This window comes from Streptomyces sp. NPDC032198, assembly GCF_040636975.1.
In the GTDB taxonomy this organism is placed as follows: domain Bacteria; phylum Actinomycetota; class Actinomycetes; order Streptomycetales; family Streptomycetaceae; genus Streptomyces.
This window is the reverse complement of sequence record NZ_JBEZVL010000012.1, coordinates 274335-293836: the sequence shown is the minus strand read 5'-3', so window position 1 is coordinate 293836 and position 19502 is coordinate 274335. Positions and strand designations below refer to the sequence as shown.

Here is a 19502-nt window from a genome sequence, read left to right as displayed (position 1 = left end):
GTTTAGAAGTACCCCTCGCGCTTGCGGTCTTCCATCGCGGCCTCGGACATCTTGTCGTCGGCGCGGGTGGCGCCGCGCTCCGTCAGCCGGGACGCGGCGATCTCGGTGATGACGGCGTCCAGCGTGGTGGCATCGGAGTCGACGGCACCGGTGCAGGACATGTCGCCCACCGTGCGGTAGCGGACGAGCCGCTTCTCGACCGTCTCGTCGTCCTTGGGGCCGCCCCACTCGCCGGCGGTCAGCCACATGCCCGAGCGCCGGAAGACGTCCCGCTCGTGCGCGAAGTAGATCTCGGGGAGCTCGATGCCCTCGCGGGCGATGTACTGCCACACGTCCAGCTCGGTCCAGTTGGACAGCGGGAACACGCGGACGTGCTCGCCGGGTGCGTGGCGGCCGTTGTAGAGCTGCCACAGCTCAGGGCGCTGGCGGCGCGGGTCCCACTGCGAGAACTCGTCGCGCAGGGAGAAGACGCGCTCCTTGGCGCGGGCCTTCTCCTCGTCCCGTCGTCCGCCGCCGAACACCGCGTCGAACTTCTCGCGCTGGATCTTCTCGGTGAGCGGGACGGTCTGCAGCGGGTTGCGGGTGCCGTCGGGGCGCTCACGCAGCTTGCCCGCGTCGATGTACTCCTGCACGGAGGCGACGTGCAGCCGAAGACCGTGCTCGGCGACGACGCGGTCGCGGTATTCGAGGACCTCGGGGAAGTTGTGCCCGGTGTCGACGTGCAGCAGGGAGAAGGGGATCGCCGCGGGGGCGAAGGCCTTCAGCGCGAGGTGCAGCATGAGGATCGAGTCCTTGCCGCCGGAGAAGAGGATCACCGGCCGCTCGAACTCGCCCGCCACCTCGCGGAAGATGTGCACCGCCTCGGACTCGAGGGAGTCCAGGTGCGACAGCGCGTACGGGCTGTCCGTCCCCTCGGCCACTGTGGCCACGGTGGTCGTCATGCCAGACCCCTTTCGATGAGCAGCGCGCGCAAGGCCGCCGCGGACTCCTGCACGGTCTGGTCCTGTGACTCGATGCGCAGATCGGGTGACTCGGGTGCCTCGTAGGGGTCGTCGACGCCGGTGAGCCCGGAGATCTCCCCGGCCGCCTGCTTGGCGTACAGACCCTTCACGTCGCGTACGGAGCAGACCTCGACCGGCGTGGCCACATGGACCTCCACGTAGGGCGTGCCGCCCGTCTGGTGGCGCTTGCGGACCGCCTCGCGGCTGTCCGCGAACGGTGCGATCACCGGGACCAGGACCTTCACGCCGTTACGCGCGAGCAGTTCGGCGACGAAGCCGATGCGCTGCACGTTCGTGTGCCGGTCCTCGCGGCTGAAGCCGAGGCCCGCCGAGAGAAACTCGCGGATCTCGTCACCGTCGAGCACCTCCACCCGGTGGCCCTCGCCGCGCAGGGTGTCCGCGAGTTCGTACGCGATGGTGGTCTTGCCCGCGCTGGGCAGGCCGGTGAGCCAGATGGTGGCTCCGGTGGTCACGTGCTTCTCCGTTACGTTTCGAGGCTCTGCCGCGTGTCGGGGCTCTGTCATCAGTGGATCCCGCACTCGGTCTTGGCGTTGCCCGACCAGCGTCCGGCGCGGGCGTCCTCGCCCTCCAGGAGGCGGCGGGTGCAGGGCGCGCAACCCACGGAGCCGTAGCCGTCCATGAGGAGGGGGTTGGTGAGGACGCCGTGCTCGGTGACGTAGGCGTCCACGTCGTCCTGCGTCCAGCGGGCGATCGGCGAGACCTTGACCTTGCGGCGCTTCTCGTCCCAGCCGACGACCGGGGTATCGGCCCGGGTGGGGGACTCGTCGCGGCGCAGCCCGGTCGCCCAGGCGGCGTACGAAGTCAGGCCCTCCTCAAGGGGCTTGACCTTCCGCATGGCGCAGCACAGGTCGGGATCGCGGTCGTGCAGCTTCGCGCCGAACTCGGCGTCCTGCTCGGCGACCGACTGCTTCGGCGTGAGCGTGATGACGTTGACGTCCATCACGGCGGCGACCGCGTCACGGGTGCCGATGGTCTCGGGGAAGTGGTATCCGGTGTCGAGGAACACGACGTCGACGCCGGGGCGGGCGCGCGAGGCGAGGTGGGCGACGACGGCGTCCTCCATGGAGGAGGTCACGCAGAAGCGGTCACCGAAGGTGTCCACGGCCCACCGGAGGATCTCCAGGGCGGAAGCGTCCTCAAGATCCCGCCCGGCCTGCTCGGCAAGGGCCCTCAACTCGTCGTCCGTACGCTGCTCTTGGGCCTGAGCGGTCGTCATATCTCTTCCCCTCCACCGTTGTTGCGCTGAACTCCCTGGGCGAGCAGCCCGAGGAACTTCAACTGGAAGGCGCGATTGCACGCGGCGCATTCCCAGGCGCCGTGACCGGTCTCGTTGGGACGCAGGTCCTCTTCACCGCAGTAGGGGCAGTGGAAGGGGGCGGCACGCTCACTCATGAGAGGGCCTCCTCGCTGGCGCGGCCCACCCAGGTGGCGAAGCGCTCGTCGTCCGCGCGCTCCTCCTGGAAGCGCGTGAGGACCCGCTCCACGTAGTCGGGCAGCTCGGCCGAAGTGACCTTCAGGCCACGGACCTTGCGGCCGAACCCGGCATCGAGACCGAGGGCGCCGCCCAGGTGCACCTGGAAGCCTTCGACCTGGTTGCCCTCGGCGTCAAGGACCAGCTGACCCTTGAGTCCGATGTCGGCGACCTGGATGCGGGCGCAGGCGTTCGGGCAGCCGTTGATGTTGATGGTGATCGGCTCGTCGAACTCCGGGATGCGGCGCTCCAGTTCGTCGATGAGCTGGGAGCCGCGCGCCTTGGTCTCGACGATCGCCAGCTTGCAGAACTCGATGCCGGTGCAGGCCATGGTGCCGCGCCGGAAGGGCGAGGGGGTGACCCGCAGATCGAGGGCCTCAAGGCCGGCGACGAGGGACTCGACCTGAGCCTCCTCCACGTCGAGCACGATCATCTTCTGCTCGGCGGTGGTGCGCAGACGGCCCGAGCCGTGGGCCGCGGCGACGTCGGCGATCTTCGTGAGCGTCGTGCCGTCCACGCGGCCCACGCGGGGGGCGAACCCGACGTAGAAGCGGCCGTCCTTCTGCTTGTGCACGCCGAGGTGGTCGCGCCAGGTGCCGGCGGGCTGCTCGGGCGGGGGCCCGTCGAGGAGCTCGCGCTTGAGGTACTCGTCCTGAAGGATCTGCCGGAACTTCTCAGGACCCCAGTCGGCGACGAGGAACTTCAAGCGGGCGCGGGTGCGCAGGCGCCGGTAGCCGTAGTCACGGAAGATGCCGATGACGCCGGTCCACACGTCCGGCACCTCGTCGAGCGGCACCCAGGCGCCGAGCCGCACGCCCAGCTTGGGGTTGGTGGACAGGCCGCCGCCGACCCAGAGGTCGAAGCCGGGGCCGTGCTCGGGGTGGTCGACGCCCACGAAGGCGACGTCGTTGATCTCGTGCGCGACGTCGAGCTGCGGAGAGCCCGAGATGGCCGTCTTGAACTTGCGCGGCAGGTTCGAGAACTCAGGGCTGCCGATGAAGCGGCGCTGGATCTCGTCGATGGCGGGCGAGCCGTCGATGATCTCGTTCTCGGCGACACCGGCGACGGGCGAGCCGAGGATGACGCGGGGAGTGTCACCGCAGGCCTCGGTCGTCGAGAGCCCCACGGCCTCGAGGCGTTCCCAGATCGTGGGGACGTCCTCGATGCGGATCCAGTGGTACTGCACGTTCTGCCGGTCGGTGAGGTCGGCGGTGCCGCGCGCGAACTCCTGCGAGATCTCGCCGATGACGCGCAGCTGCTCGGTGGTCAGCCGCCCGCCGTCGATCCGGACCCGGAGCATGAAGTACTCGTCGTCCAGCTCCTCCGGCTCCAGGATCGCGGTCTTGCCGCCGTCGATGCCCTGCCGGCGCTGGGTGTAGAGCCCCCACCAGCGCATACGCCCACGAAGATCGTTCGGGTCGATGGAGTCGAAGCCGCGCTTCGAGTAGATCGTCTCAATGCGTGTCCGCACATTGAGACCGTCGTCGTCCTTCTTGAACTGTTCGTTCCCGTTGAGCGGCGTGAAGTGGCCAACGGCCCACTGGCCCTCACCACGGTGACGGCTCGCCTTGCGCCGGGGCGCGGCAGTCGTGGGCTTTTCGGGGGTGGCAGCCATGGCTATACGTCCTTCAAGGCGGGCTGAGGGCGGCTGTGACCTGCACACTTCGCGCCGGGGGGCGCGGCGGTGCGCAAGATGATGGTCAAGCAGAGGGAGTCGTCGGCGCTGGTGCTGTCAGCTCGCCGGACACATGGCGCTGGACATGCGGCAGAGATCGACGTGACGTCGACTCACCAAGGCAATTCCAGTGCGATCCATGACGGAAGCGTGTCATGGGACTTTCGGCCCAGTCCACCATTATCCAGAATGTGGACGCGTGAGTCTCGCTGTGTGAGATGGTGTGGTGTCGGTCACTCGCCGTGGAGAGTCACGCGCCGGGCCACGGGCCCGGAGTGGCCACGTCCGGCTCCTGCTCGACCTTCGTGTCGAAGAGCTTGAAGCCGCGTCGCAGGTAATTCTCCATGGCGTGCTCGCCGTCCTTGGAGCAGGTGTGCAGCCATACCCGCTTGGTCGGGGGGAGCTCGGGCCACCGCTCGGCGAGGTCCCAGGCCCGCCGCGCCCCGTACGAGAGCAGATACCCGCCGATCCGTCGGCCCCGGAAGGCCGGGATGAGGCCGAAGTACACGATCTCGACGACACCGTCGTCCTGCGCCGCCAGTTCCACGTACCCGGCGGGCGTCCCCTTCTCGTACGCGACCCACGTCTCGACGCCCGACTTTCCGAGCTGCTCCTGCCACTGCGCGTAGGAGAGGGAGAGCCGGTCCGTCCAGCGGATGTCGCCGCCGACGGAGGCGTAGAGGAAGCGGCTGAACTCGGGGGACGGGATCCCGGCCCGGACGATCGTGACGTCCACGTCCGGTGCCGCCGCGGGCAGCAGATCGGTGGGAGCGGTCTGCTCGAGGGACCACGTGGTGACAGTGAGGCTCATGCGGGTCAGCGAATCATGGGCCACGCACCCTGGCCAAAGGTGCCCGGGATGCGGGAAGATCCCGCAGCGCCTGCCACCCCCCGCATTCTTCGAGCTGGAGGATGTTCCATGGCCCGCCGCACACCCCGCGGCCCGCACGCCCCGCGGGCGCCGTCGAACGCGGCAGCAGGTCCGCCGGGCGCCCGGGCAGGATCACCTCCATGTCGACGTCCCCGGTGAAGCGGTAGAGGCGGCGGGCCGGCGGGCCGTCCAAGGAGCGCCGGAACCGGGAGAGTTCGGCACGCACCGTCACCGTGCGCGCCGGACTGCCGAACATGTCCTCGGCGAGGCCCGCTGACGTCCAGGACGAGGCGGGCCGCGGCCGGCGGCTGCGGGTCCTCCTGCGCGCGCGGCAGCCGGCCGCCGGGCAGCGGCTCCAGGGCGAGCCGGTCCGTCGGCGGCATCCCCGCTCAGCGTGCCCCTTCGGCGCCCCCGTGTCGGCGCAGCGCCACCCCCGCGTTTCCCGCTAGTCGCCCCGCGGCGCCGCCCGCTCCACCACGGCGGCCAGATCGAGCGTGTGCGGCAGTGTCCCGAACGCCGAGCCCCAGTCCCCGCCGAGCCGCGAGGCACAGAACGCGTCGGCCACCTCCGGGGGCGCGTACCGCACGAGCAGCGAGCCCTGGAGCACCAGGGCCATCCGCTCCACGAGCCGCCGCGCCCGCGCCTCGATGCCGTCCAGGTCGGCCAGTTCGGTGAGCAGCCCCTTGATCGCGCCGTCCAGGCGGTGATCGGCGCCGCGCGCGAGCCCGACCTCCTGGAGGAAGGCGTTCAGCGCCAGCGGCTCCCGCTGCAGCGCACGCAGCACGTCAAGCGCCTGTACGTTCCCCGAGCCCTCCCAGATGGAGTTGAGCGGCGACTCACGGAGCAGCCGCGGCATCCCCGACTCCTCCACGTATCCGTTGCCGCCGAGCACCTCGAGGGCCTCCACCACGAGCGGCGTGCAGCGCTTGGTCACCCAGTACTTCGCGGCCGGCACCGCGATGCGCAGGAAGGCCCGCTCCTGCTCGCTCCCGTCGTCGTACGCGGCGGCGAGGCGCAGCGCGAGCGTCGTGGCCGCTTCCGACTCCAGGGCCAGATCCGCCAGGACGTTGCGCATGAGGGGCTTGTCGATGAGCTTCCCGCCGAACGCCTCGCGGTACGTGGCGTGGTGCACGGCCTGCGCGACGGCCTGCCGCATGAGCGCCGCCGAACCCACCACACAGTCGAGCCGCGTGGCCGCCACCATCTCGATGATGGTGCGCACCCCGCGCCCCTCCTCACCGACCCTGCGCGCCCACGTCCCGTCGAACTCGACCTCGCTGGACGCGTTCGACTTGTTGCCCAGTTTGTCCTTCAGGCGCTGAATGGCGAAGGCGTTCCGGGTGCCGTCCTCAAGGACCCGCGGCACGAGGAAACAGGTAAGTCCCGGGTCGGTCTGCCCGAGCACGAGAAAGCCGTCGGACATGGGTGCGGAACAGAACCACTTGTGCCCCGTGAGTTCATAGGAGCCCTCTTCCGCAAGGGCACGCGCACGCGTCGTATTCGCGCGCACATCGCTGCCGCCCTGTTTCTCCGTCATGCCCATCCCGAAGAGCGCCCCGGCCTTCTGGGAGGCGGGCCGCAGCCCTTCGTCGTAGACGAGAGAAGTGAGCCGGGGCTCCCACTCGGCGGCGAGCGCGGGATCGGTCCGCAGCGCGGGAACGGCCGCGTGCGTCATCGAGACCGGACAGCTGTGCCCCGCCTCGACCTGCGACCACACCAGGAACCCGGCCGCGCGCCGCAGATGGCCGCCCGGCCGCGACCACGCCGTGGTCAGACCCGAGGACACCGCCTTGCCGAGCAGCCGGTGCCACGCCGGATGGAAGGCGACTTCGTCGATGCGATTCCCATAGCGGTCATGGGTGTGCAGAACGGGCGGATTCTCATTGGCCAGAAACCCCCATTCCCGCGCCTGCGCCGAACCCGCCGTGCGCCCGAGTTCGGAGAGTTGCTCACGGGCGGTACCCAGAAGGGCGGGATCGAGATGCCGTTCGACTCCTTCCGCGAGTGCGCGGTCCGACGTAAAAACGTCATATCCCACCAGGGGCGGAGCCTGGTTGGTCACTGTGTGGGTGGTGGCTGCCATGCCGCTACGGTAAGGAGGTGCACCAGGCAAAAGAAACACCCGGGAGGCCGTCGGGCCGCTGGAACCGGGCCCGCGCTCTCTACAGCAACGTCTCCAAGCGCAGGACTGCCTGGCTGCTGCTCAAGGACACGGTCAACTCGTGTGTGGAGTACCGCATCCTGGGCCTGGCCGCCGAGGCGGCGTTCTTCACGCTGCTTTCGGTGCCGCCGCTGCTCCTGAGCCTGATCGGCCTGCTCGCCTACGTGGACCGCTGGACCGGCGCGAACACCATCGCCAGCGTCGAGAACAACATCCTGGAGGCGTCCCGCACGGTCCTCTCCGACAAGGGCGTCAGCCAGATCGCGCAGCCGATACTGGAGGACGTCATGCGGGTCGGCCGGCCCGACGTCATCTCCATCGGCTTCGTCTTCGCCCTGTGGTCGGGCTCGCGCGCCGTGAACGTCTTCATCGACACGATCACGGTGATGTACGGGCTGGACGGCGCGCGCGGCATCGTCAAGACCCGCCTCCTCGCGTTCGGCCTGTTCATCGTGGCGCTGCTGATCGGTTCGGTGGCGCTGCCGCTGATGGTGGCGGGGCCGGACGCGGTGGTGAAGCTGGTGCCCGGCTCCACGACGGTGGTGCAGATCCTGTACTGGCCGGTGGTGACGCTGCTGTCGGTGGTGTTCCTGACGACGCTCTACCACGTGTCGGTGCCGGTGCGTTCGCCCTGGGTGGAGGACATGCCCGGCGCGCTCATCGCCCTGGGGATGTGGGTCCTCGGCAGCTTCCTGCTCCGCATCTACCTGACGAGCACGGTCGAAGGACCCACGATCTACGGTTCGTTGGCGGCGCCGGTGGCGGTGCTCCTGTGGATCGGCGTGTCGGCGTTCGCGGTCCTTGTGGGGGCCGCGGTGAACGCCGCGATCGACCGGGTATGGCCCTCCGTCGCCACGGCGGCCGCGCGCGCGGCCAACGACCGGATACGGGAGGCGCGCGCGGTGGAGGTGGTGGCCCGCGCGGTGGCGGCACGGGAGGCTTCGCAGGACCCCTACGACCCGGACGACCCGGACATGCCGTCCGAGTTCCCCGAGCGGTGGTCACGCTTCCTGCCGCCGGACGACGTGACGTCCCGGCTGCGGGGCCACGGGAAGCGGAACGGCGGCGGGGAAGAGCCGCCCCCCGAGTAGGTCCGGGACGGGCTGGATGTCCAGCCCGTCCGGCTTGGTGTTTCAGCCCGTCCGGCGTGTGAGGACGAACCCGGCGGGTGGCCGGTGACCGACCGTCCCGCTAGGCTCCGGAGCCCGCTCAGGCCTTCCAGACGCCTGCTTCCGCATGCTCCCTGGCGAACTCGGCGAAGTCGCGGGGTGCCCGACCCAGGACCTGCCGCACCCCGTCCGAGAGGTGCGCGTTGCGGCCGTCCAGGTTCGTCTCGAAGAGCTCGATGAGGAACTCCGTCTCCTGCGGCGGCACCCCGAACTCCGCGAGCGCGCTCCCGTACTCCTGGGCCGAGACGGGGACATAGCGGATCTCCCGCCCGGCCGCCGCCGACACCTCGGCCACCGCGTCACGGAACGAGATGAGGCGCGGCCCCGATATCTCCACCACCCGCCCCGCGTATCCCGAACCGGGGCGGAGCACCGCCACCACCACATCGGCGATGTCCCGCGCGTCGATGAACGGTTCGAGCACCTCCCCGGCCGGGAACACCAGCTCCCCGGCCCGCATGCCGTCGAGCAGCGGCCCCTCGCTGAGGTTCTGGGCGAACCAACTCGCCCGTACGACGGTCCACTCGGCCCCGGACTCCCGCACCGCCCGCTCGGCCGGCTCCGCCTGGTCCTCGCCCCGGGCCGAGAGCAGCACGAGCCGCCGCACCCCGAGCGCCACCGCCTGCCGGGCCAGCGCGCCCACCGTGTCGCCCGCGCCGGGCGCCCCGACGTCCGGCATGTAGGCGAGGTACGCGGCGTCCGCGCCCCGCAGCGCGTCCTCCCACGTCGTGGGGTCGTACCAGTCGAACCGCACCGCACCCGACCGCGAGGCGGCCCTCACCGTGTATCCGGCCGCCTCCGCGGCCTCCGCGACCCGGCGCCCGGTCTTGCCGGACGCACCCGTGACCAGCACCGTCATGTTCTGCGTGCTCTGCGTATGCACTGCCGTCTCTGTCATGACCTCAGTGAACTGCCCCGCGCCACAAGGAACCATCCGTCAGGGCCTCGCCCCCATACGCGTGCGTCTACGCTCTGGGCATGGACGTACTCGCAGGCTTGCTGGAAGGCCCCCGCGCGCGGGGAGCCTTCATGATCCGCGCGTGCTTCGACCCGCCCTGGTCCGTCCGTATCGCGGACGAGGCACCGCTCTCGGTCATGATCATGGTGCGGGGCACCGCCTGGATCGTGCCCGACGACGGCGAACCCCAGCTGATCCGTCCCGGCGACGTCGCCATCGCCCGCGGCCCTGACCACTACACGGTCGCCGACGACCGGACGCGCAAGCCCCACGTCGAGATTCAGCCGGGCGAGAACTGCGTGCCCCTCGGTGACACCCCGCCCGACCGGTACCGCGACCTCGGGCAGCGCACCTGGGGCCAACTGCCCGATGGCCCCGTGGAGATGCTGATCGGCACCTATCAGGCGCGCGGCGAGATTACCGGGCGGCTCCTCGACGCGCTGCCCCAGCTCCTCGTCCTGCCCACCGAGGTGTGGGACTGCCCGCTCACCCCGCTGCTCGCCGACGAGATCGCCAAGGACGAGCCGGGGCAGGACGTCGTGCTCGACCGGCTGCTCGACCTGCTGATGATCGCCTCGCTGCGCGCCTGGTTCTCCCGGCCGGAGGCGGAGGCCCCCGCCTGGTACCGCGCGATGGGGGACCCCGTCGTCGGGCAGGCGATCCGGCTGCTCCAGGACGATCCCGCACACCCCTGGACGATCGCCGAGCTCGCCGCGAAGGCGGGTGTGTCGCGGGCCGCGCTCGCCCGGCGGTTCACCGAACTCGTGGGCGAGCCGCCGATGGCGTACCTGACGGGCTGGCGGCTCGCGCTCGCCGCCGACCTGCTGCGGGACAGCGAACAGACGATCGCCGCGATCGCCCGCCGTGTCGGGTACGGCAGCGCGTTCGCCCTGTCCAGCGCCTTCAAGCGGGTCTACGGGGTCAGCCCGCAGGAGCACCGCTCGCCGGCCGCCTAGTCCCTGGGCGGCGTAGCCTTGAAGGCGTGTCGTACGAGACCGTGGAGTACGCGGAGCGGCCGTCCCGGGTCGCGGGCGCGGTCCTGTGGACCCGTACCGCCGGTGGCTCGGACGCCCCCGTCTACCCCGTCCTGCCCGACGGCTGCATGGACCTGCTGTGGAGCGGCGGCAGGCTCCTGGTCGCGGGCCCCGACACCCGCGCGTACCGCCCCGAGCCGGATGGCGCCGCCCGGTACGTGGGCATCCGCTTCTATCCCGGCACCGCCCCCGCCTTCCTCGGCGTGCCCGCGCACGAGCTCCGTGACCGGCGCGTCGACCTCGCCGACCTGTGGCCGTCCGCCGAGGCACGCCGGCTGACCGAACGCATGGACGCGGCCGGCGATCCGGCGGCCGTCCTGGAGTCCGTCGCCCTGGCGCGGGCGGACGGTGCGGGACCGCCCGATCCGCTGCTCGCGCACGTCGTCAAGGCACTGGACGCGGGGCGGAGCATCGCGTCGACCGCCGCGGAGGCGGGCATCAACGCCCGCCTCCTGCACCGGCGTTCACTGGCGGCTTTCGGCTACGGGCCCAAGACGCTGGCCCGTGTGCTGCGGCTGCAGCGCGCGCTCGCCCTGGCCAGGTCGGGCCTGGCGTTCGCGGAGACCGCGGTGGTCTCGGGCTTCGCCGACCAGGCCCATCTGGCGCGTGACGTCAAGGAGTTGACGGGGATGCCGCTGGGCGAACTGCTCAGCCCGCGGCCTCACTAGCCAGCGGCGCGAACAGGTCGACGCCGTTGCCGTCCGGGTCGAGGACCGAGGCGTACCGCTGGCCCCAGAAGGCGTCCCACGGCTTGAGCTCGCCGTGGTGTCCGGCGCCCACCAGCTCCGCGTACACCGCGTCGACGCCCTCGGGGGTCTCGCAGTGGAAGGCGAGCCCGATGCGGCCCGCGCTCCGCGGCGGCTCCCAGTTCTCGGTGAAGGACTTGATGGTCTCCTCCGTGTCGAAGGCGATGCGCAGACCGCCGGGGAGCGCCGCCTCGACATGCGGCCGGCCCTCGGAACCCGCGGGAAACTCCAGGCCGAGGCGGCGGTAGAAGGCGAGCGTGGCGGCCATGTCGGAGACGACGATGCCGACCAGATCGAAACGGGGCGTGATGTTCGTGTTCATGCCTCGGAGCCTAGGCAGCCGCCCTTCGTCTGTCTTGAAGAAAACGGACGCCGTGCCACTCCTTGCCGCCGCCCGCGCCCGGTCGTACATGTGGGCAAGGCACGTGCGTGCCGCCCGTACGGAGACGAGGGGAGTTGACTGCCATGTCCGCCATGCCCACGGCGACCGATCTCGGCAAGCACCCGGTCGGTCCGGTCCGCCTGGAGGCGCGGTACGACGCCGGTCTTTCCCGCTGGCTCTGGCTGGTGAAATGGCTGCTCGCGATCCCGCACTTCATCGTCCTCGCCTTCCTGTGGGTCGGCGTCCTCCTCGTCACCTTCGTCGCCTTCTTCGCCGTCCTGATCACCGGGTCCTATCCACGGCTGCTGTTCGACTTCAACGTCGGTGTGCTGCGCTGGAGCTGGCGCGTCGAGTACTACGCGTACGGAGCGCTCGGCACCGACCGCTATCCGCCCTTCTCCCTGGGTGACGTCCCCGACTACCCGGCCCGCCTGGAGATCGCCTACCCCGAGCACCTCTCCAGGGGGCTCGTGCTCGTCAAGAGCTGGCTCCTGGTCCTGCCGCAGCTCCTGGTGGCGGCGCTGATGTCGGGCGGCTACCGCTTCAACGGCGGCCTCACCGGGCTCCTCACCTTCTACGCGGGTGTGTCCCTGCTCTTCACCGGCCGCTACCCCCGCGGCATGTACGACCTCAACATCGGCCTGCACCGCTGGGTCGCGCGCGTCATGGCCTACGGTCTGCTGCTCACGGACGTCTATCCGCCCTACCGGCTCGACCAGGGCGAGCGGGAGCCGTCCGGCTGACTCTCCCGATGCGAGAACGTCAACGTGAACTCTGCGGGCGCGGCGTGGAGTTCATACCGCGGAAGCACCCCGGGACCGCACGACTGCGAGCCGATGCCGTGCTGCCCGTGGTCGAGGTGGACCCACACCGTGTCGCCGGGGACGAGATCCGTGCGGTGCGTGGCAGCGTCGAGCTGCTCCGTCGTCCAGCGGCGTGCCGTGAACCAGAACGCGGGCTCGCCGACGACGCGTACTCCCTCGCCGGCGAAGTCCGTCCGCAACTCGGCCCAACGGACGTTCGGCCGGGCGCCGTTCTCCTGGGGGCGGACGTACGGGGTCTGCATGCGGTCCACCAGTGCGAAGTGCCGACCGGTGAAGGATGCCGCTGCCGTGTCCGGGTAGGCCTCGTCCCTGCCGCCGAACCAGCGCGCGTACCCGTACGCGGCGGGCAGTCCGAGCCGGATGCCGAGGCGTGGCAGCGGCACCGTCCACTCGCCCTCGGGCACGACGGAGACGGTGAGGCGCAGGTGGGTTCCGTCGGACGTCCAGCGGTAGACGGTGCGCAGGCCGATGTCGCGCGCGGCGGGTGCCACGCGGGTGCGGACGGTGAGGGCGTCGCCCGACGGCTCGACCGCGTCGAGCCGGTGCTGCATCCGGTGCAGGCCGAGCTCGCGCCAGACGAGGCCGTTGCGCTGACCGCCCTGCCAGGACGCCCCGTTGTCGTTGTCCGTGGGGGCGCGCCAGATGTCCAGGCGGGGTGCGCTGGACAGCGGGATGTCGTGCAGCGTGAGCAGCTCGCCGGTACGGGCGTCGAAGGTTCCGGGGCCGAGGGTGATGAAGTCGCCGTCGCGCGCGGGGCGTTCACCGGTGGCGGGCCGGAGGGAGGGGCGTGGCGTGACGGGGAACTCGGCCCGCGCGACGAGGTGGTCCAGCTTCGTCCAGTTCGTCTCCACGCCGACCGTTGCCGTGAGGTGCAGGAAGGTCTCGGAGTCACGGGCGGCCAATGGCGCGTCCGGCAGCTTCAGTTCGACGGATTCACCGGGACCGAGCTCCGATGGCACGGCCAGCTCCCCGGCTTCGGACGCCTCGTCGTTGTCGCAGCTGTACGACCACTCGAAGGACAGGTGGGACAGGTCCGCGAAGTCGTGCAGGTTGGTCACCCGGACCGTCCCCGCGTCCTCGTCGTACGCGAAACGCACCGGCTGGATGACCCGCGCGTACGCGTCGAGGCCCGGCGACGGCAGCCGGTCGGGGAAGACCAGGCCGTCGCAGACGAAGTTCCCGTCGTGCAGCTCCTCGCCGAAGTCGCCGCCATACGCGTAGCCGAACTCCGGGTGCTCGAGGCCGTGGTCGATCCACTCCCAGATGAAGCCGCCCTGATTGCGCTCGTGCGCGTCGAAGAGCTCCTGGTACTCGCTCAGGCCGCCGGGGCCGTTGCCCATGGCGTGCCCGTACTCGCAGAGGATGAAGGGGAGTTGACGCCGTGCGGGTGGTCCGTCGGTGTCCGCCCGGTGGCCGATGCGCTCGACCTCGGCATGGTCGGCGTACATGCGTGAGTACATGTCGGTGTCCGTGCAGGACCGGTCGCCCTCGTAGTGGATGAGGCGTCCCGCGTCCCGTGCGCGGATCCAGCGGGCCATGGCGGTCAGGCCCCGGCCCGTGCCGCACTCGTTGCCGAGGGACCAGATGATCACCGAGGCGTGGTTCTTGTCGCGCTCGACCATGCGGGCCGCGCGGTCCAGGAGGGCGGGCGTCCAGCGGTCGTCGTCGACGGGGTTGTCGCGCCACCCCTGCTCGGTGAAGCCGTGGGTCTCCAGGTCGCACTCGTCGATGACCCACAGGCCCAGCTCGTCGCAGAGGTCGAGAAAGGCGGGGTGCGGCGGATAGTGGCTGGTGCGCACGGCGTTGATGTTGTGCTGCTTCATCAGCAGGACGTCGGTGCGCATCGTGTCGAGGTCGAGTGCGCGGCCCGTCTCCGGGTGGAACTCGTGCCGGTTCACGCCGCGGAACAGGATGCGGCGGCCGTTGACCTTGATGACCCCGTCCTCGACGGCGACCGTGCGGAAGCCGATCCGCAGGGGGACGCGCTCGCCCGCCGTGGCCAGGACCCCGTCGTACAGCCGGGGCGTCTCGGCGGTCCAGGGCTCGACGGCCACCGTCACCGGCTCGCCCGTGGCGACGTCGACCCCCAGCTCGGGCACGGTGATCCGGCCGTCGACGTCCGAGTCCACCCGCAGTGTCCCCGTCCCCGCGACGTGGTCGTACGAGGCGTGCGTGAAGAAGTCGAGGGCGCCGCCCTCGGGGCGGTGCAGCAGGGTCACGTCCCGGAAGATGCCCGGCAGCCACCACTGGTCCTGGTCCTCCAGGTAGGAGCCGGACGACCACTGGTGGACGCGGACCGCCAGGACGTTGCCCGAGGGCTTCAGGAGGTGGCCGACGGTGAACTCGTGCGGCAGCCGGGAGCCCTTGAACTCGCCGAGTTCCGTGCCGTTCAGCCAGACGCGGGCGCAGGACTCGACGCCGTCGAAGCGGAGTGTGCCGCCGCCGGTCTTGGGCCAGTGGGCGGGCAGGTCGAAGGTGCGCAGGTGGTCGCCGGTCGGGTTCTCGGTGGGCACGCGGGGCGGGTCGACCGGGAACGGATAGACCATGTTCGTGTAGGTGGGCGCGCCGTGGCCCTGCAGCACCCAGTGGCCGGGCACCGCCACGGTGTCCCAGGCCCTGGCGTCGAAGCCGTCCGAGGCGAAGGAGTCGTCGGCGGTGTCGGCGGCCGGGGAGAGCCGGAAGCGCCAACTGCCGTTCAGGGAGAGGGAGATGGCGTCCGACCGCGCATACCACGCGCGGGGCGGGAGGCTGCCGGAACCGGGGGATACGTCCTCGAAGTAGGGGAGCTCCATGGCTTCCATCAGACAGCGGGGAGGTGGGACGTCACAACAGTCGCGCGCCGGGGGTTGTTGGATTCTCGGCGGCGGGGTTGGACGAAAGGTGCATGGGATGCGGATTTCGTCGTACGCTGCCGATGTTTCGGTTGTAATTCGTTGAGGTCTGGCATTTCGTACGCGATATCGGTAGCTTGCGGAGGCGTGACCACCAGCAAGCAGCAGACCACGCTCGCGGAGACCGACCGCACCCGCCACAGCCGCCTGCGCGAACAGGGCAGCCTGGACCGCGCCGACCTCGAAGCGATCCTCGACGCGGGGTTCATCTGCCATCTGGGCGTCGTCGTCGACGGCCACCCCATGGTGGTGCCCACCGTCTACGGCCGCGACGACAAGCAGCTGTATCTGCACGGCTCGGTCGCGAGCCGCAGCCTGGCCGCCGACCCAGATGTCACGGTCTGCGTCACCGTCACCCACGTGGACGGCCTGATCCTGGCTCGCTCCGTCTTCGAGCACGGCGTCAACTACCGCAGCGCGATGATCTACGGCGTCCCCCGCAAGGTCACCGACCCGGACGAGAAGCTGACGGGCCTGCGTCTGCTCACCGAACACGCGGCCCCCGGCCAGTGGGACCACGCCAGGCGCCCCAGCCGCAAGGAGCTCGCCGCCACGACGCTGCTCGCCCTCTCCCTGGAGGAGGCCTCGGTCAAGACGAGCGCGGGCCCTCCGGACGACGGTGAAGGGCCGGACGCGGAGCTCGGCATCTGGGCCGGAAACCTTCCCCTGGCGGCCCGTTGGGGCACCCCGGTCGCCGACCCGCTGCTCCCGCCCGGCATCGCGGTCCCGCCGCACATCGCCGAGCGCGGCGGGACGCGGCACGGCTGATCAGGTCAAGGCTTGACGGAATCAGGCGTCCCGCAGCCGTGCGCCTTCGCCGAGCCTTCCGCGAAGGCCTTGAGCGCGGCGCGCTGATAGGCCCGGTCGGCAGGCGTGGGCTTGTCCTTCCCGTCCCGTTGGTACGAGGGGGAACGGGCCCCCGGCGGCTCGACGGTGAACAGGGCGCGCTCACCGCCCTTCTCGCACTCCGCGCTCACCCAGTAGCCGCCCTCCGGGAGGCGGCCGGAGGGCGCCACACCGGGGATGCGGTCCTGCGCCCTGTAGCCGTAGCGGTCCTGGTAGCGATACCGCTCGTCCTGCGCGTACGGGCCGTAGGAGGCGCTCAGACGGTAGTGCCCGCCCACGTCGTCGGTCGACCTGGCGACCGGCAGGCCGTCTTCCCTCACCGTCCCGGGTCCCAGTACGCAGACCTCGACCGGCGTCCCGCGCCGCGAGCCCTCCCATGCCCGCGCGACCTCGGAGCCGCGCACCGGAACGCCCCGGCAGGAAGCGGTGGCCTCGGCCGACGGCACCGCCTCGTCCGAGTTCACGGGCAGTGCCACCGTGCGCGGGGGCTTGCCCAGGTCGGCGTCGCAGCCCCAGTGGCCGGAGGCGTTCGCCGCCGTGGTGGTGGCGATCTTGGCGAAGGCGGTGCGCTGCCGGGGGGCGTCGAGGGTCACGCCTTCGTCCTTGGCGTCGACCGTGACCAGGAGCCCGCCACGGCCGCGCGCGCAGTCGAGCACGACGGCGGTGGTGGCCGACGCCTTGCCGCCGCTCGACTCGTCCGCGGAGAAGACGCCGTTCCAGCCGGGGCCGACCGCGACCGGCGGCAGGGAGGAGTACACGTCCGGGTAGACTCCGGCGTACTCGCCGGTGAAGTCCTCGCGCCGCCGCTCCCGTGCCGCAAAGCCGGTGTCGTCCTTCGCGACCCGCTCCGGCACCGCCCGCACGTTCACCTTCACCGAGCCGACGCGCGTGGACGTGCCCGTGGGGTGCTCGGTGTCGCGGGCGATCGTGCAGTCCACACGCAGCGAGGCATCGCTCAGCTCGCCTTCCGCCCGGTCGCGCGTGTCGTCCTGGAAAGGCCCCTCGCCCAGTACGTCACGCACTTCGGCGGCCGGGAGCACCCCGTCGCAGGCACCGGCCACCAGGCGCTGCGCCACCCACCGGTCGTAGCCCCCGCTGAACCAGAAGTACCCGCCCGCCACCAGCGCGAGGGCGAACACCGCCCCGGCCGCCGTGGTGAGCTTCCTTCCCGCCCCGGACCGCCAGGTCAGCCCTGCCACTGCTCCACCTCTCCCATGATCTCCGTGTCACGGCAGTGCGAGCGCCGGGGCCAGCCGTCGTCCGCGGCCAGATAGCGGTCGAGCACGGCCCGCGCGTCCGCCGAGATCCGCTGCCATTCCTTCTTGTCCACGACGACCTCGTCCTGGTGCCGGAAGTCCAGGGCGGGCGTGACCGTGACCCGGTGGAACGTCGGACCGCCGTCGCACACCGACCGCGCCCAGAGCGCGAGCAGCGGATCGTCACCCGGCATGTCAAAGGTCAACTGGCCCTCAGTGCCCCGCTCATGGCGGCTCTGTTCGGTCCCGGGGACGTATCCGCTGCCGCCGAAGCTCTCGTACGCGCCCGGCGCGAGGACACCGGACCAGCTCTGAGCGCCCGCCGCCGTGACCTCCAGATCGGTGGCCCAGCCTGCCGTGTCGTCCCACTTACCGCCGCACGCCCCGGCGCGCTCGCTGTACACCGTGTCGTTCTCGTCGAACCGCCAGTTGCCCCGCGCGAACTGCAGGGCCTTGGGGGAGAGCCAGTCGCAGAGCGCGTCGGCGCTCCTCGGCCTCTCGGCATCGGCCAACGGCTCTGTGCCGCAGCCCTGTTCACGGCTCACCCAGTCGGCGACCCGGACCGCGGTGCGGGACGCCAAGAGCCGGTCGGACTTGGGGATGTCGTACTCGTTGTCGGCGCGTGAGGGCAGGTCCACGGAGACGAGCAGGTCCTTCGACGGCCGGACCCGACCGCTCAGCCCCTTCGGGCACTCGGTGAGCAGGGTGGCCGACACCTGACTGCCGTCGAGCCGGCCCTCGCTGGAGCCTGTGCCACCCAACGTGCCGCTCGGCAGGGGTAGTTCGAAGTCTCCGGTCGGTGCTTGGGTCTTGCCGAGCACGGCCTCGGCCCGGACCCGCACCTGTGCGTCAGGCTCAAGGCCGTCGGCGTGACCGCCCCACGACAGCGTGCAGTCCAGCAGCGCCCTGCTCTGCTGCCGTGACGTCAGGAGCGTGCCGTACTCGTCCAGTACACCCGCCGAGTCGTCAGGCACGAAGGAGCTCAGCTCCTGGGGGAGCAGGCCCGCGCAGGCCCGGTTCAGCTGGTCCCGGTTGGCGGCGGTGCGGTCGTCACGCCCCTGAGACTGCGATACGGCGATCCCGGTCCCGGTGGCCGCGAGCGCGAGGACGGCCACTCCGGAGACCACAAGCCACGTACGCCTCCGGACCTCACGCACCCTGGGCATGGCGCTCCCCTTCCCCCGCGAGCCACGTCACGACGACAGGTCGAGACGACTCGTCCTGGCGAGACGTCGAGATGACATGTCAAGATCAGAGGAGCGACGCTATCAACCGGGGGCGGGCCTCCCGGACGGGGGTCAGGCGAGCTTCAGTTCCCCGGAGATGACCCGCCGGGCCACCGAATCGAGTGACTCACCCACGGCGTACGCCCGCGCCCGGATGAGAGCCAGGGCGTTATCGACCGAACTGCCCGTCTGATAGGACAGCACGCCCGCGGCCTGGTGGACCACCGCCCGCAGATCCGTGCCGCCGTACAGGCCCGGGTCCGCGTCCGGGCCGAGCAGGACGGACTCGGTCAGCGCGTCGGCTACGGCGTCGAAAGCCCCGGCCCGGACCAGTGCGGGCGGGGGATCGAAGACGGTGAGTGCCCCGAGACAGCCACTGGGCACCCGCAGCGGCAGCGCGGCGACCGAGTTCAGGCCGAGAGCCATGAGGCCGGAGCCATAGCCGGGCCAGCGTCTCTCCAGGTCCGCCCCCGACGCGTGGACCGCACGGCGGCTGCGGGTCGCGTCCCGCCCGGGGCCCGAAGTCAGGATGTACTCCAGATCTTGGGCGCCGCGGGAAGGCCGGTCCGAAGCGGCGACCGCGAGCTGATTCAGGTCCACCCCGACGAGCGCGAGCGCGGCACTGAGCGTCCCGCAGGCCTCCGCGACCCCGGCCATGAACAGAGGGCGGTGGTCGTCCTCGCTTCCCGCGAGCGGAGTGTCGGTGCGGCCCGCCGCCCATGCCCTTACCCGGCGGGCGTACGTCTCCTGGAGCCTGGCCGCCGTGCGATGCCGCTCCTCGACCGCGCGGTGCCGCGCCGCCATCGTCGCGTGGAACTCGCGTCCGGACTGCGCGTAGAGCCTCTCGTGCCGCTCGGCGGTCACCGCCGCCAGCGCCGCGCGTTCGCCCGCCGATACAGCACGCTGCCAGGCGGCGTCCGCCCGGCCGTCACCTGAGCGTGAACTGTCCTTCATGGCGCCCATGTTCACA

General features: G+C 71.1%; 20 protein-coding genes. 5 read left to right on the top strand and 15 right to left on the bottom strand.

From position 1 onward, the window contains the following. Positions 1-2: 2 nt before the first annotated feature. The 9 genes from cysD to AB0E78_RS30515 form a co-directional block, all read right to left on the bottom strand. On the bottom strand, positions 3-941 hold the full coding sequence (gene cysD / locus AB0E78_RS30555; protein WP_361839116.1) for a sulfate adenylyltransferase subunit CysD: 939 nt from the start codon (positions 939-941) through the stop codon (positions 3-5). Beyond that, positions 938-1525, bottom strand: coding sequence for an adenylyl-sulfate kinase (gene cysC / locus AB0E78_RS30550; RefSeq protein ID WP_361839113.1), 588 nt, complete (start codon positions 1523-1525; stop codon positions 938-940). The genes cysD and cysC overlap by 4 nt, the downstream gene beginning before the upstream one ends. Further along, positions 1525-2238, bottom strand: a complete 714-nt coding sequence (locus AB0E78_RS30545; protein WP_361839110.1) for a phosphoadenylyl-sulfate reductase — start codon at positions 2236-2238, stop codon at positions 1525-1527. Before AB0E78_RS30545 ends, cysC begins: the two co-directional genes overlap by 1 nt. Continuing rightward, the gene (locus tag AB0E78_RS30540) at positions 2235-2414 is read right to left on the bottom strand and encodes a hypothetical protein (protein ID WP_361839108.1); all 180 of its coding nucleotides are present in this window, start codon (positions 2412-2414) and stop codon (positions 2235-2237) included. The genes AB0E78_RS30545 and AB0E78_RS30540 overlap by 4 nt, the downstream gene beginning before the upstream one ends. Next, the gene (locus AB0E78_RS30535; protein WP_361839105.1) at positions 2411-4108 is read right to left on the bottom strand and encodes a nitrite/sulfite reductase; all 1698 of its coding nucleotides are present in this window, start codon (positions 4106-4108) and stop codon (positions 2411-2413) included. The genes AB0E78_RS30540 and AB0E78_RS30535 overlap by 4 nt, the downstream gene beginning before the upstream one ends. A gap of 117 nt (positions 4109-4225) precedes the next feature. After that, on the bottom strand, positions 4226-4309 hold the full coding sequence (locus AB0E78_RS30530; RefSeq protein WP_323178717.1) for a putative leader peptide: 84 nt from the start codon (positions 4307-4309) through the stop codon (positions 4226-4228). 109 nt (positions 4310-4418) lie between these two features. Continuing rightward, positions 4419-4979, bottom strand: a complete 561-nt coding sequence (locus AB0E78_RS30525) for a GNAT family N-acetyltransferase (RefSeq protein ID WP_361839103.1) — start codon at positions 4977-4979, stop codon at positions 4419-4421. Between the two features lie 13 nt (positions 4980-4992). Continuing rightward, complete coding sequence (locus tag AB0E78_RS30520; RefSeq protein WP_361839100.1) at positions 4993-5295, bottom strand: hypothetical protein; 303 nt, start codon at positions 5293-5295, stop codon at positions 4993-4995. Positions 5296-5484: 189 nt separating this feature from the next. Beyond that, complete coding sequence (locus AB0E78_RS30515) at positions 5485-7122, bottom strand: acyl-CoA dehydrogenase family protein (protein WP_361839098.1); 1638 nt, start codon at positions 7120-7122, stop codon at positions 5485-5487. Positions 7123-7139: 17 nt separating this feature from the next. Between AB0E78_RS30515 and AB0E78_RS30510 the strand changes: the two genes are divergently transcribed. Continuing rightward, on the top strand, positions 7140-8291 hold the full coding sequence (locus AB0E78_RS30510; RefSeq protein ID WP_361839095.1) for a YihY/virulence factor BrkB family protein: 1152 nt from the start codon (positions 7140-7142) through the stop codon (positions 8289-8291). Positions 8292-8409: 118 nt separating this feature from the next. Here AB0E78_RS30510 and AB0E78_RS30505 read toward each other — a convergent pair whose 3' ends face one another. Next, the gene (locus tag AB0E78_RS30505; RefSeq protein WP_361839093.1) at positions 8410-9267 is read right to left on the bottom strand and encodes an NAD(P)H-binding protein; all 858 of its coding nucleotides are present in this window, start codon (positions 9265-9267) and stop codon (positions 8410-8412) included. An 80-nt stretch (positions 9268-9347) separates the two neighbouring features. Between AB0E78_RS30505 and AB0E78_RS30500 the strand changes: the two genes are divergently transcribed. Both AB0E78_RS30500 and AB0E78_RS30495 read left to right on the top strand, forming a co-directional pair. Continuing rightward, a complete protein-coding gene (locus tag AB0E78_RS30500; RefSeq protein ID WP_361839090.1) occupies positions 9348-10283 on the top strand; it encodes an AraC family transcriptional regulator in 936 nt (311 codons plus the stop codon). A gap of 26 nt (positions 10284-10309) precedes the next feature. Continuing rightward, on the top strand, positions 10310-11029 hold the full coding sequence (locus AB0E78_RS30495) for a helix-turn-helix transcriptional regulator (RefSeq protein ID WP_361839087.1): 720 nt from the start codon (positions 10310-10312) through the stop codon (positions 11027-11029). On the opposite strand, the gene AB0E78_RS30490 is transcribed toward AB0E78_RS30495, so the two are convergent. Then, positions 11010-11417, bottom strand: coding sequence for a VOC family protein (locus tag AB0E78_RS30490; protein WP_361839213.1), 408 nt, complete (start codon positions 11415-11417; stop codon positions 11010-11012). The two genes, AB0E78_RS30495 and AB0E78_RS30490, sit on opposite strands and share 20 nt — an antisense overlap. A gap of 155 nt (positions 11418-11572) precedes the next feature. Here AB0E78_RS30490 and AB0E78_RS30485 point away from each other — a divergent pair, with 155 nt between their 5' ends. After that, positions 11573-12232: a DUF4389 domain-containing protein gene (locus AB0E78_RS30485; protein WP_361839084.1), complete on the top strand. Its 660-nt coding sequence runs from the start codon at positions 11573-11575 to the stop codon at positions 12230-12232. Here the strand turns inward: AB0E78_RS30485 and AB0E78_RS30480 are convergent. Beyond that, positions 12193-15105 (bottom strand): glycoside hydrolase family 2 TIM barrel-domain containing protein, encoded by a 2913-nt coding sequence (locus tag AB0E78_RS30480; protein ID WP_361839081.1) that lies wholly within the window; start codon positions 15103-15105, stop codon positions 12193-12195. The two genes, AB0E78_RS30485 and AB0E78_RS30480, sit on opposite strands and share 40 nt — an antisense overlap. Positions 15106-15291: 186 nt before the next feature. Between AB0E78_RS30480 and AB0E78_RS30475 the strand changes: the two genes are divergently transcribed. Continuing rightward, a complete protein-coding gene (locus tag AB0E78_RS30475) occupies positions 15292-15972 on the top strand; it encodes a pyridoxamine 5'-phosphate oxidase family protein (protein WP_361839078.1) in 681 nt (226 codons plus the stop codon). Between the two features lie 5 nt (positions 15973-15977). Here AB0E78_RS30475 and AB0E78_RS30470 read toward each other — a convergent pair whose 3' ends face one another. The 3 genes from AB0E78_RS30470 to AB0E78_RS30460 all read right to left on the bottom strand — a co-directional run bounded on the left by AB0E78_RS30470 (position 15978) and on the right by AB0E78_RS30460 (position 19495). Continuing rightward, positions 15978-17249, bottom strand: a complete 1272-nt coding sequence (locus AB0E78_RS30470) for a hypothetical protein (RefSeq protein WP_361839074.1) — start codon at positions 17247-17249, stop codon at positions 15978-15980. Then, positions 17237-18472 carry a hypothetical protein gene (locus tag AB0E78_RS30465; protein WP_361839072.1) on the bottom strand — a complete coding sequence of 412 codons (1236 nt, stop codon included), beginning with the start codon at positions 18470-18472 and terminating at the stop codon, positions 17237-17239. The genes AB0E78_RS30470 and AB0E78_RS30465 overlap by 13 nt, the downstream gene beginning before the upstream one ends. 132 nt (positions 18473-18604) lie before the next feature. Further along, positions 18605-19495, bottom strand: coding sequence for an ANTAR domain-containing protein (locus tag AB0E78_RS30460; protein ID WP_361839069.1), 891 nt, complete (start codon positions 19493-19495; stop codon positions 18605-18607). Positions 19496-19502 lie beyond the last annotated feature (7 nt).

What these genes read in the sequence shown, in the direction of transcription:
- cysD (WP_361839116.1), bottom strand. Translation starts at nt 941, where the DNA reads ATGACGACCACCGTGGCCACAGTGGCCGAGGGGACGGACAGCCCGTAC.
- cysC (WP_361839113.1), bottom strand. Translation starts at nt 1,525, where the DNA reads ATGACAGAGCCCCGACACGCGGCAGAGCCTCGAAACGTAACGGAGAAG.
- AB0E78_RS30545 (WP_361839110.1), bottom strand. Translation starts at nt 2,238, where the DNA reads ATGACGACCGCTCAGGCCCAAGAGCAGCGTACGGACGACGAGTTGAGG.
- AB0E78_RS30540 (WP_361839108.1), bottom strand. Translation starts at nt 2,414, where the DNA reads ATGAGTGAGCGTGCCGCCCCCTTCCACTGCCCCTACTGCGGTGAAGAG.
- AB0E78_RS30535 (WP_361839105.1), bottom strand. Translation starts at nt 4,108, where the DNA reads ATGGCTGCCACCCCCGAAAAGCCCACGACTGCCGCGCCCCGGCGCAAG.
- AB0E78_RS30530 (WP_323178717.1), bottom strand. Translation starts at nt 4,309, where the DNA reads ATGGATCGCACTGGAATTGCCTTGGTGAGTCGACGTCACGTCGATCTC.
- AB0E78_RS30525 (WP_361839103.1), bottom strand. Translation starts at nt 4,979, where the DNA reads ATGAGCCTCACTGTCACCACGTGGTCCCTCGAGCAGACCGCTCCCACC.
- AB0E78_RS30520 (WP_361839100.1), bottom strand. Translation starts at nt 5,295, where the DNA reads ATGTTCGGCAGTCCGGCGCGCACGGTGACGGTGCGTGCCGAACTCTCC.
- AB0E78_RS30515 (WP_361839098.1), bottom strand. Translation starts at nt 7,122, where the DNA reads ATGGCAGCCACCACCCACACAGTGACCAACCAGGCTCCGCCCCTGGTG.
- AB0E78_RS30505 (WP_361839093.1), bottom strand. Translation starts at nt 9,267, where the DNA reads ATGACAGAGACGGCAGTGCATACGCAGAGCACGCAGAACATGACGGTG.
- AB0E78_RS30500 (WP_361839090.1), top strand. Translation starts at nt 9,348, where the DNA reads ATGGACGTACTCGCAGGCTTGCTGGAAGGCCCCCGCGCGCGGGGAGCC.
- AB0E78_RS30485 (WP_361839084.1), top strand. Translation starts at nt 11,573, where the DNA reads ATGTCCGCCATGCCCACGGCGACCGATCTCGGCAAGCACCCGGTCGGT.
- AB0E78_RS30480 (WP_361839081.1), bottom strand. Translation starts at nt 15,105, where the DNA reads ATGGAGCTCCCCTACTTCGAGGACGTATCCCCCGGTTCCGGCAGCCTC.
- AB0E78_RS30465 (WP_361839072.1), bottom strand. Translation starts at nt 18,472, where the DNA reads ATGCCCAGGGTGCGTGAGGTCCGGAGGCGTACGTGGCTTGTGGTCTCC.
- AB0E78_RS30460 (WP_361839069.1), bottom strand. Translation starts at nt 19,495, where the DNA reads ATGGGCGCCATGAAGGACAGTTCACGCTCAGGTGACGGCCGGGCGGAC.